This is a genomic window from Pseudomonas sp. 5P_3.1_Bac2 (assembly GCF_025465995.1).
Lineage (GTDB): Bacteria > Pseudomonadota > Gammaproteobacteria > Pseudomonadales > Pseudomonadaceae > Aquipseudomonas.
Map to the genome: position 1 here is coordinate 1071764 of NZ_JANLNY010000006.1, position 11607 is coordinate 1083370.

An 11607-nucleotide genomic window follows, 5' to 3' on the forward strand; every position below is an offset into this window, starting at 1 on the left:
GAAAACCAACGCCTGCAGTGAGAAAGAATTCCAGTGCTTGAGTAAAACTTGTCATTACGAAATAAGGAAATTTCGATGTCTCGTAAAAAACTTTCACTCGACTGGCATGGACGCAAAGATGAGTTCTTGCACGAATGCATGATGGCCTACGAGCACTACATGACTTCGTTGAGGCAGCCCAAACAAGCGCAGTTGGAAGTCCTGCAAGACATCATATCGATTAGCCGTAATGCCCTGCATTGGCGCGAAAGTGGTTACAGCGAGTCGGTCACCGATGAGCAATCGTTTCGCGACCATTTACCCATTATGCGCTACGAAGATTTCGAGCCCTACATTGAGCGCGAGTCGCAATCCAAGGGTGGCGTGCTCACCTGCAGCCCGGTCATGCGCTGGTTAAAAACCAGTGGCACGACCGGCGTTCCCAAGAAGATCCCCTACACCCTGCACTGGCTCCAGAGCTATCGCATACCGGCGATGAAAGTCCTGTGGGCCACTTATATCCGCGCCTACCCGGAAATCCTCGACCATCCCTACGCTGTCCTCGACACCCAGACCGTTCGTGAAGATGTGCAGGAGCATCTGCAAGGTGTTTGCCATCAGGCGATCAGCAATCGCCACCCACGCATCAATGCCAACGACTGGTGCCCTCCGTGGTACGAGGAGCCGTGGTTCGTCCCGGAGATGCCGATTGCCCATGATCAGAAAATGTATCACCGCATCCGTCACTTCATCGGTAAACGACTGCACTGTATCTCGGCGATCAACCCCAGCACGCTGATATCGATCAAGGACTATTTTTCCAAATTCCGCGAGATCCTGATCAAGGATGTGCGCAACGGTACATTGGAAGGTGCGCCATTCTGTGCGCCTGACGAGCCCTTGGCGCAGGAGCTGGAGTCAATCCTGGCACGGCCCGACTTCACCCTGGTCGACATCTGGCCACAGCTGAAATTCATCAGCTGCTGGCTAACCGCCTCGGCAGGTTTGTACGGCGCCAAGCTCAACACCATCTTCCCGGGTGTGAGCAAACTACCCTTTATGAGTTGTGGCTCGGAGGGCGTCACCACCATCCCGGTCGACAACACCGCACACAGCCAGCCGCTGGCTATCAACCAAGCCTACTTCGAGTTCGTACCCCACAACGTAGCACTGCGGGAACTTGTTGAACGGCGCGAGCAGGTCGAAACCCTGACCTTCGACCAGCTGCAAGTGGGCCAGGACTATCACCTGATCATGAGCCAGGGCAATGGCTTCTACAGGCTCTGGACCGGGGACATTTATCGCATCGACCAGATTGTCGACGGCATACCTTGGCTTCATTTCATTCGCCGCGATGGCGTATTTCATTCCTTCACCGGCGAGAAGCTGACCGAAACGCAAATCTGCGAAGCGCTGGACAGAAGCCTCGAACTGCATGGCCTGAGCAAAGGCTTGTTCATGTGCGGGCCGTCTTGGGGAGAACCGCCGCATTACGTGGTGATGGTCGAAGTCCCCGCCGCCGACGGCCAAAACGCGGCAAAGCTAGCCGCCACCCTCGACGACCAGTTGAAGATCGAAAACATCGAATACGCGTCGAAGCGCGAATCGAATCGGCTGGCCCCCATTGAAGTGCGGGCCGTGGACTCGAATGCGATCACTCACTACGTCGAGAGCAAGCGCGCCGGGCCCAACGCCAATCAGTACAAGTACAAGCCCTTTCAGCAAAACCTGGATTTTATCTCTGCCGTAACAACTCGTTAACAGAGGCTGACATGCGCACAGTAAATGCCAAAGAAGTAGAACGCTGCATTGAATATCTCCCCATGGGCGACTGTAACCTCGCGCTGCACTCCTGGACACCGGAGGCACCTAAGGCTGCGGTTTTCTATTTCCATGGCCTGCAAAGCCACGCGGGCTGGCTCTGGGAAGCAGGCTGTCAGTTCGCTGAAAACGACGTGGCGTTCTATGCCCTGGACCGCCGTGGCTGCGGCATTAGCGATGGGCCACGGGGGGAGCTGGCCCCGGTCGAGCAGATGCTGGCCGACTATCGCTCGGCCATCCGCAGCGTAAGGGAGAAAGTCGGCGATAACATTCCACTGGGCTTGTTCGGGCACTGCTTAGGCGGCTCGTTTCTCGCCGCCCTGCTGGCAGATCCGGCATTCGAGACTGAATTTGAATCGCTGGTGTTCTGCTCCGCCTGGCTGGGGAAAATCCACCACACCCTGCCCCCACACAAGATCCAGGCGCTCCTTCGCGATCAGTCAGACGAGCTGTGGGATGCCGGCCTCAAGGCCGAAGATTTTTCCGATCAAAGCCGCTACGTGGATTTCATCAGCACTGACGTGCTCGCCACTCGCCAGCTCAAAGCCTCCTCGCGAGCCCGCCTGGTCGAGATGGAAATGATGTACCTGTATCAAAAAGAACTCAGCCGCAATACGCCGAGCATTTATATCAGCGGCTATAAAGACCCGGTCATCAACCTAGATAGCGCGAAAAAACAGTACTTAGCGCTGTTCGGCAACCAAGGGGAAACCCTCGAGCTTGCGGCGAACAAACACTACTTGCTGTACACCAACGTTCGCCAACGCTTGATCAACCAGGTGTCCGCTTATGTCTCGTCACATGGTCACAGCAACCATGTGTGAGCTGAGCGCCTACGCCGTCGACATGCCCATGGCTAGAAGCTTCGGCCATGCGGCGAAACAGCGAAACAACGCTGAATCGATGGTGCTCACCTATCAAAGCGCGGGCATAACGGCGAATGGCGAGTGCGCCCCCAGGTCCTATGTCACGGGGGAAACACTGGATACGGTGGCCACGGAACTGGCCCAGGTCGACTGGCGCCGCTACCGCGCAGGCCTTGAATCCAAGGACCCGGCCGATGTCATGCAACAGGTGCTCGACAACGGCATCGGTGTTCTGCTCGGCGAACCGGCGCAGAACAACACCTGCTGCGCGCTGGAGCTGCTGGCACTCGATGTGTTGGGGAAGCGGCTGCAGACCTCGGTATTGGCACACCTCGCCGAGGGCCAAGGTCCGCACCCACCGCGACCGTTCTCGCAAGTGAAGGACAGCAGCTTGGCGGTGGAGGATTTCCTCGCCAATCGCGGCCCCTTCCATGTGGTCAAGGTCAAAGCCAGCTCGAACTTTTGCGCAGATCTGCAGGTGCTACAAACATTGCGCGCGCAGCTCGGCGAGCACATACCGATCATCTTCGACGTGAATATGGCTTGGACGCTTGAGCAAGCGCTGGATCGCTGCCCAAAGCTGCGTGAGCAACAGGTGGATATCGTTGAAGAACCATTGCCTGCGCGCAATTACTGCGCACTCGCCACCTTGCAACGCGTCACCGGCATCGAGGTCATGCTGGATGAGTCGTTGTGCAGCTTGGCCGACGCCGAGCAAGCGTTGCAGCACCACAGCTGCACGCACTTCAATTTACGCGTGGCCAAGCTGGGCGGCATCAGCCCTGCCCTGCGCCTGGCGCGCTTCGCCGACGCACACGGCATTGGCTATCAAGTCGGCGTGCAAGTCGCCGAGTGCGCCACCTTGATCGATGCCGGACGCACCTTGAGCTTCCTGCTGCCCAAGGCATTCACCACCGAGGCGGGGCAATCCGACCTGTTTTTCCAAGTCCCCGTTGCTCAGCCCTCATCCACCGTCAACCGCCTGACCAACCGAATCAACGCGCCTGCCCATGCAGGTTTCGGCACCACCGTGACCCCGGTCATCTCGCAATTCAAACAGACGCGTTTGATCTGAGCGCAAGGATGCAAATCATGGCTAGCCTCCCAGAGACGACTTACTTTTCCGATTACATCGTCAAGTTCCTCAGTGTGCACGGTTTTGACAAAGTGGTTTTCAACCCCGGGGCCTCCTTCCGTGGGATTCACGATTCGCTCGTCTTCGAGCACAACCAAGACTTTGCCCCCGAGATTGTCATGGCTTGCCACGAAGAAATCGCGGTGGCGATCGCCCACGGTTACTACAAAGCCTCTGGCAAACACATGGCCGTGCTTATCCATGCCAATGTCGGGCTGCTGCACGCCTCCATGGCGATCTTCAATGCCTGGTGCGACCGCGTACCGCTGTTCATGATTGCCGGCAACGGCCCCATCGATGCGGCCAAGCGCCGTCCGTGGATCGACTGGATCCATACCTCGGCGCACCTGCCGACAGCGGTCAATGAGTTCGTCAAATGGAGCGATCAACCCACCAGCCAGGTAGCCACGGTCGAAGCCCTGTTCAGGGCGCGAAAAATCATGGAGGTCGGCGTGCCGGCCCCGGTGTTGGTCGCCGTGGACTTCGACGTGCAGGAGCAACCGCTCCAGGCCGAGTTGCAGGCCAGCCTCCCCGTACCCGAACCGTTGCCACTGTTAGGCGGCCTCGACGCGGCCACCAGCGACAAGATTGCCCAGCAACTGCTGGCGGCCCGCGCGCCCGTCATCGTGCTGGATTTCTCAGGCCGGGCACCGGCCACCATCCAGTCCTTGATCGCCATCGCTGAGCTGACCCAAGCCGTGATCATTGACCGGGGCAACCGCTTCAACTTCCCCAGCCGCCATCTGCGTAACGGCACCCAGTACGAGCGCAGCCACTTCGTCCACGCGGACCTTGTTCTCGCCATAGAGGTGCAGGACTTGGAAGGCGCCCTGCTGGATCTCTTCCCCGGTCAGTCATTACCCACCATCACTCGCGAGGTGACGGTGACCGCGCTCGACTGCAACGACTTGCTCAGCAGCAAATGGGCCGCCGACTACCAACGCCACGTGCCCCACTGCACTAAGTACATCGGCGCCACCCAGGCCTCACTCGAGTCGCTGCTCAATGCACTGCAGACACGCCACGCGCAGCCTCAGTCAGCCTCGCTACAGGTGCAAAAGAGCTTCACCGACAAGGCTCTGCTGCCGGCACAACACGCCGCCCGAGCGCTGATCCAAAGCCAGCTCGAGGCACACCACACAGATGACATCCCCCACGTCAGCGTCGCCGTCCAGCAAATCGGCGCGGCACTGGCGGACACTCCCTGGGTGCTGACCAATAGCGGCAGCCTCACGGTCGATGGCTGGGTGAAAAAGCTTTGGCACCTCGAGCGGCCCAACTGCTACTTGGGCCTCAATGGCGGCGGTGGCCTGGGCTATGGCCTGGGGGCGTCGATCGGCGCCGCCCTGGCGCTCAAAGATGAGCAGCAGCTGTGCGTCAACTTGCAGTCCGACGGCGATTTTCTCTACACCCCCAGCGGTTTATGGACGCTGTCTGCCTACAACATCCCGCTGCTGATCATCGTCATGAACAACCAGCTGTACTTCAACTCCACCCAACACGCCGCGCGGGTGGCCGGCGCGCGCAACCGGGATATCGACAAAGCCCATATCGCCACCAGCTTTTACGAGAACCCCGTCGATTTCGTCCAGCTTGCTCAGTCTTTCAATATCAAAGCCTATCCCGTGGTGAACACAGCCGCCGACATCATTGCCACGGTGCATGAGGCGGTGGCGTACATCAGCCAGCACGGAAAACCCGCAGTGGTAGAACTGCTCATTCAATAGGAATGCCGATGAATACTTTCTTTGAGTTCACTTACCGCAATCAAACCTATGTTTCCTTCGCCACGCAGCGCGGCGGGGAATTGTTGGCCTACCCCTACGTGCCCGGCGCACTGCATGAATTCCTGCTCCAGGCAGACTACGACGTTGAGCGGTTCAAGCAGTTGCTGATCGACTCCAGTGTCGAGCAGCGCCTGCCCGCCGCTACGGCCCACGAGCGCCAGCCAATCCCGCCCTTACTGCCGGCGCATAAGTCTGCGGCAGTGATCAGTGGTTTTGGCCTGACCAATAAGAAAAAGGTGCTGTCCACCGGCAATACCGTCAACCCTCTGCCGGTTTGGTTCTACAAAGGGCCGGGACATGTGCTCAAGGCCGACGGCGACACACTGATGATCGAAAGCGGCATTACCGCGATCTGTGAAGAGGCCGAAATCGTCCTGATCTACATCATCGACGCCCAGCGTAAGCCACGCTACATCGGCTTTACCGTCGGCAATGACATCACCGACATTGGCGCCATCAAGGCCTCTGCCACGGCTTTTTCCTACGCCAAACTAAAGGAGTGCTCCGTCAGCGAGCGGGTCTTCCTTGGCCCGCCACCGTTGGTACTGACAGGCACCTGCCAGGTTTACCGCAACCAGCAGTCGGTGTTCAGCAGCGTCTTTGAAACCGGTCTGGACCAGCTCTATTACCAGCGCGAGCACCTAACCGACAGCCTGTTCAGCTCACCCTCGCTTAGACAACCCGGCCTGGTCCACTACCTCTATATCGGTGCCGACCGCAACAGCTATGACCATGGTCACGCCCTCATTGATGGCGACACGATTTCGCTGCGCTTCAACGAACTCGATCTAGGACTGTCCAACCCACTGATGCTGCAGAGTGCCTAAACGCTTGTTCCAGGGATGAACCTAGTGCGTGGCCAAGAGGGATCTATGAAGACACTCAGAGTACTGAGCGATGTGGAGGCGACGTTCCATTACCTGCACGCCATGGCTAATGGCTCGACCCAAGTGGTGACCGCCTTACGCGTGCGCGGCAATTTCGACAGCAATACGCTGTCAGCCAGACTGACCGATTGGGCGGCCAGGCATGCAGTGCTGAACATAGCTGTGCAGAGCAGCCATACGGATACCGAACAAGAGCAGCTGCACTTCACGGCGCAGCCATACCAGGCCAAACAACTGAGTGTTCGCCATGAACACCAATGGTTCGATCATCCAGCCTGCTTTAGCGAAGAACTCAATACGCCATTGCACAGCGCCTGGCAGTGGCGGCTATCGGCGGTCATACAAGCAGGCGCGCTGTACCTGTATTTCACCCGCAGCCATGTGATCTCGGATGCTTTCAGTACGCGGCAACTGCTGCAGTCGCTGCTGGAAATCCTGTTATGGAATGTCACCACGGCGCCACTGACCCCGTTAATCCCTAATCGCGTGGGCAGCCCGCTGAACACGCCGAGTACAGCCCCTGAGAGTCTGCCTACAGCCGCTCCCGGCCCCGCGCCTGAAGCGCTGCGCCACTGCACGCGCACGGCCATCAGCGAGCGGCAAACCCGCATTCACCGGCGCCTGTTCGACCGCACGCTCTCGGCATCCATCATGACCGCGTGCAAACGCCGGGGGCTCAGCCTCAATGAGTGTTTCGCCACGGCCCTCGCCCTGTCCTATGCCAGCTGCCTGGGTAGCGACCAAGTCGAGCTGTACACCGCCATCAGCTCCCGGCGGTATTTCACCGAGGAGTTGGCCGATGGGCTGGGCTGCAATATTCACGTGCTGGCGTGTCAGATGCCGCTCACAGCGCTAACGCTGGACTCACAGGCAGTGCGCTACCGCAGTGCGATGTCGAAGGCCGGTACTGGCTGGGCGCCCAGTACGCTGGCGCACCCGGCGATAAAAGCCCAAGTCGAGCAGCTGTGTGCGGCGGAACACTTTCGCGGCCCGTGCATCACCAATAGCGGCAATACGGACTTCACCTCAGCCATCTGCCAGCACGTGGATTTCGTCGAAACAGCCGTCAACCGCAACGTGGCCAACTACAGCGTCGTGCTGCACCTGAGCTCTTTCCGCGGACGCCTGCAAATTCTGTATTCGTACGCCACCCCAGCTATGTCCGACGCCTTGGTCAAAGAAATTGACTACGCGCTTATGACCCACCTAGGACTGCTGGACACATCACTACCCGCTCCTATCACTGCAATGGGCATCGCATTATGAATAGTTCTTTGAGAAAGAAGCTGAGCCTGGCCTCTGCCTGCCTGGCTTTTGTAATCGTCATTCTCGACGTCAGCGTGGTCAATGTGGCCCTGCAACAGATTTATGGCGAGTTCGACGGCAGCCTCGCGCATCTGGAGTGGGTGGTGAACGGCTACACGCTCACCTTCGCCTCGTTTCTGCTCACCACCGGTTCCTTGGGTGACCGCTTCGGCCCCAAGCGGGTATTTTTGATCGGCTTCGCCCTGTTTGCCCTAGCCTCTTGGCTGTGCGGCAATGCCGATAGTCTCACCAGCTTGATCGTGTTTCGCTTGCTGCAAGGCTTGGGAGCGGCATTGGTGGTTCCCGCCTCGCTGGCGATCCTCAACCAGACGTTCCCGGATACCAACGAACGCAGTCGGGCCATCAGCTTGTGGGCGGCCGCAGGCGGTATGGCCCTTGCGTTTGGCCCGGTGTTCGGCGGCACGTTGATTTCCATGTTCGGCTGGCGCTCGATCTTCTACGTCAACATTCCCATAGCGGCGCTTGGCATTACCCTGGCCTATGTGTTCGTGCTTGAGAAAAGCTCCTTCGCTGACCGGCGGATCGATATCGCCGGGCAAGTGTTGGCAGTCGCGGCACTGAGCTGCCTGACCTATGCACTTATTCAGGTCAACGCCTACGGCCTGCACTCCCCTGAAGTGCTGTTCAGCGCCGCCGGGTTCGTCGTCGCCACGGCCTTGTTCATCTTGGTCGAACAGCGCGTCAACGCGCCAATGCTGCCGCTGTCCCTGTTTGCCAACAAACAATTCACGGCGGCGGCGCTCATCGGCGTGATGATCAACTTTGCTTTCTACGGCCTGGTGTTTCTGTTCAGCCTGTACTTCCAATACAGCTGGCATTACTCACCGCTGGAGACTGGCCTGGCCTTCCTGCCAATGACCGGCGCGATCATGTTAGCCAACCTCTATTCCGCCAAACTGATGGTGCGCCGTGGCTTCCGCCAGACCTTGCTGCTCGGCACCGGACTGGCCGCGCTGGGTTACGCCACCATCGTGCCCTTCCTCAACGGCCAATCGTACGGCGCAATGCTGGTTCAGTTTATCGTCGCCGGTTTTGGCATTGGCCTGGCTGTGCCAGCCGTTACCAACGCCATGGTGTCGAGCGCTGACAGCAAGCATATCGGCGTCGCCTCCGGTGTGCTCAATGCCTCGCGGCAGATCGGCGGGCTGATTGGCGTGGCGTCCATGGGACTGCTACTCGGTGACTTTGCCGGTGAGTCGTTCAACCAGGGCATCACACCCGCGCTGATCGTTGCTTCCGGCGCGCTGGTGGTGTGCATTGCCCTCGTGCTGAGCGGTTTTAGCAAGCCGCAAGTCATCGCCTGCAAATCAACTTCCTGAGCAAGGACTCTCAAGATGCCACATATGACCCTCGAGTATTCCGCCAACGTCGGCGCCGGCCTCGACACTGAAACGCTGTTTAACCAGTTGCATGGACAACTGGCCGAGGCCGGTGATTTGCGCAGCCAAGACTTCAAGTCGCGAATTTTCCCGGTTGAGAACTTCCATATTGGCCTGGGCCATGACAACGCCTCGTTCGTGCGACTGAACATTGAAACCTTTTTCGGCAAAACCGCAGAACAGAAACAGAACCTTAGCCAGGTGGCCCTGCAGGTCCTCTCAGAGCACTTTCACCAGGCGCTGAGCAACGGCAACTGCGACATAGCCGTACAGATCAGCGAGCTTGAAAGAGCCTCCTACGCGCGCGTGCGCTCCTCTGACTTGGCGGGGAAAGTCTGATGTCCAATTTTCAGGATTCAACCGTGCTGGTTATCGGCGGCTCATCTGGCGTTGGTCTGGCAACCGCGCAACTGCTTGAGCGCCTGGGCGCAAAGGTGACCATCGCCTCACGCAGCCTTGAAAAACTCAAGGCTGCCAAACGCCAGCTCAGCGATGCCACCCAACTTTTGCCCCTCGACATCACCGACAGCGCCCAACTGCAAGCGCTGCGTGATGGTCCGGCGTGGCAGCACTTAGTCATTAGCGCTGCTGAAACGCCCATGGGCAGCCTCGCCGCCTTGGCCGATGACGACGCCCGGAGGGCCATGGACAGCAAGTTCTGGGGCGCCTACAACGCGGCCAAGTACATCCCCATAGCGGATCAGGGCTCCATAACCTTCGTGGCCGGTTACCTGTCGCTGCGCCCGGGTAAGGCCAGCGCGTTACAGTCCGCGATTAACGCGGCTCTTGAAGCGCTGGGTCGAGCACTGGCGCTCGAACTTGCCCCCGTGCGCGTCAATACGGTTTCCCCCGGCTTACTCAATACCGAACTCTGGGCCGGCCTAGCCGAGGATAAACGCGAGGCGATGTTCGATACGGTGGCCAAACGCTTGCCGGTGGGCCGCGTCGGGCTGGCGGAGGATGTCGCTAAAGCCATCAGCTTCTTGATAGATAACGGCTACACCAGCGGCTCAACGGTATTTGTCGATGGCGGCGGACGAATTGCCTAATCAAGCCTGACCAGCGCCGAGCCTGGTAACCATCCGGGAACAGGCTCCGGCGCTGTCTTGACCATATCCACCGTGCAAAACAACACAGGTTTTTCTGCCTTATCGGGCAATCGGGTAAGGACCGCCAGCGCGCTTGCCGCGCAGGGCCAATCCTTACCAATACAGACTGCCAAGACACTACAGCCAGACTGGGCTTAGCGCCCCAGGCAAACAGAGCTGCCCCTCAGCACTATGGGCCACCGCTCAAGCGCTGTTGCTCACAAAAGCGCGCGTTCTTTTTTAGCGCTCAGGTGAAGCATCGCCGGTTCCGGGCAAACATCTAGGCAGAGCGCACTTTGCTCGCTTTCCAATAACTCACCGTTTGTTCAACCACACTCTGTAGAGGTGTGGCCGTCAATCCAGTAAGACGAGTGAAGTGCTCACCACTGGCCTGCCAGGGCATGTTGAACTGATAAAGCATTTCTTCACGGGCCTTTATCACCGGGTTAAACCAGCCAAACACCTTCAACAGCCATGCCGGCACGGCGACCGCTTTACGCGGCGCATGCGCCGGCCGCACACCTTGACGCTCCAACTCAGCAAACAACTCATCCGCCAGGTCGAACGCAGACAAGTGCGTGGCATGCGGCAATATCCAAGAGTGGTTGAGCAGCTCCGCGCGCTCAGTGATGGCCATCAAGGCCAACGCTTTGCCAAAGTCCGGGGCAAATGCCCAAGCGTGGGCAAGTCTCGGATCACCAACAAAGCGCACCGGCTTATTGGCTAACACCGGCTCAATAAACCAGTCGCCAAAAACGCTCTGCGCGCCGGCCCCCGGGCCAAAGTACTGCGACCCCTGCACGGTGCCCCACACCAGGCCACGCTCGCGCTGCGCGCGGCGCATTTGCTCGAGCACCTCTTTGCGCAATTGCCCCTTCTTGCTTGGCGGCAGCTCTGCCTGCTCCTCGGTCAGCGGGCCATTGACTGGTGCGGCGTAGGCATACAGGTTATCGGCGCAAATCAACCGCGCCCGGTGAGCCACGGCGGCATCGATGACATTGCGCTGAATGATCGGCAACTTGCTTAGCCACTCGTGGTAGCCGGGGATGGCGCTGTGCACGATGGCGGCAGCGCCTGCGGTGAAGTCCAGCACGCTGGCCGAATCGAGAGCATCAAAGGCATGCCAACTCAAACGGCCCTGCTCAAACGCAGTCTGTACGGCAGGTGGAACCCAGGCCGGCGCCTGACCACGGGTGTTGCCCATACGCAGATGCAGTGATTCAGCCGCTGGCGAGCTGGCCAGTGCGGCGGCGGTCCACAACCCCAACGGGCCAGCGCCCAACAGGGCAATAACGGAAGTGCTCATTGAGTGACTCCATCAGTAACAAGATGTCACCAT

The 11607-nt window shown here is 59.0% G+C and carries 10 protein-coding genes; 9 read left to right on the forward strand and 1 reads right to left on the reverse strand.

From position 1 onward, the window contains the following. Window positions 1-75 precede the first annotated feature (75 nt). The 9 genes from NTD81_RS09015 to NTD81_RS09055 are packed head-to-tail and all read left to right on the forward strand — an operon-like array spanning window position 76 to window position 10229. Window positions 76-1740 carry a GH3 auxin-responsive promoter family protein gene (locus tag NTD81_RS09015; RefSeq protein WP_262181785.1) on the forward strand — a complete coding sequence of 555 codons (1665 nt, stop codon included), beginning with the start codon at window positions 76-78 and terminating at the stop codon, window positions 1738-1740. A gap of 11 nt (window positions 1741-1751) precedes the next feature. After that, window positions 1752-2624 carry a lysophospholipase gene (locus tag NTD81_RS09020; RefSeq protein ID WP_262181786.1) on the forward strand — a complete coding sequence of 291 codons (873 nt, stop codon included), beginning with the start codon at window positions 1752-1754 and terminating at the stop codon, window positions 2622-2624. After that, window positions 2590-3741 (forward strand): enolase C-terminal domain-like protein, encoded by a 1152-nt coding sequence (locus NTD81_RS09025; protein ID WP_262181787.1) that lies wholly within the window; start codon window positions 2590-2592, stop codon window positions 3739-3741. The genes NTD81_RS09020 and NTD81_RS09025 overlap by 35 nt, the downstream gene beginning before the upstream one ends. A 17-nt stretch (window positions 3742-3758) precedes the next feature. Next, entirely contained in the window at window positions 3759-5528 is a 1770-nt protein-coding gene (locus NTD81_RS09030; protein ID WP_262181788.1) for a thiamine pyrophosphate-dependent enzyme, read from the forward strand. Window positions 5529-5536: 8 nt separating this feature from the next. Continuing rightward, window positions 5537-6415: a hypothetical protein gene (locus NTD81_RS09035; RefSeq protein WP_262181789.1), complete on the forward strand. Its 879-nt coding sequence runs from the start codon at window positions 5537-5539 to the stop codon at window positions 6413-6415. Between the two features lie 45 nt (window positions 6416-6460). Beyond that, window positions 6461-7741 (forward strand): hypothetical protein, encoded by a 1281-nt coding sequence (locus tag NTD81_RS09040; RefSeq protein ID WP_262181790.1) that lies wholly within the window; start codon window positions 6461-6463, stop codon window positions 7739-7741. Beyond that, window positions 7738-9120: an MFS transporter gene (locus NTD81_RS09045; RefSeq protein ID WP_262181791.1), complete on the forward strand. Its 1383-nt coding sequence runs from the start codon at window positions 7738-7740 to the stop codon at window positions 9118-9120. Before NTD81_RS09040 ends, NTD81_RS09045 begins: the two co-directional genes overlap by 4 nt. A gap of 15 nt (window positions 9121-9135) precedes the next feature. Beyond that, window positions 9136-9519 (forward strand): 5-carboxymethyl-2-hydroxymuconate Delta-isomerase, encoded by a 384-nt coding sequence (locus tag NTD81_RS09050; protein WP_262181792.1) that lies wholly within the window; start codon window positions 9136-9138, stop codon window positions 9517-9519. Then, a complete protein-coding gene (locus tag NTD81_RS09055; protein ID WP_262181793.1) occupies window positions 9519-10229 on the forward strand; it encodes an SDR family oxidoreductase in 711 nt (236 codons plus the stop codon). The genes NTD81_RS09050 and NTD81_RS09055 overlap by 1 nt, the downstream gene beginning before the upstream one ends. Window positions 10230-10548: 319 nt before the next feature. Here the strand turns inward: NTD81_RS09055 and NTD81_RS09060 are convergent, their stop codons facing one another. Further along, complete coding sequence (locus tag NTD81_RS09060) at window positions 10549-11574, reverse strand: hypothetical protein (RefSeq protein WP_262181795.1); 1026 nt, start codon at window positions 11572-11574, stop codon at window positions 10549-10551. Window positions 11575-11607 lie beyond the last annotated feature (33 nt).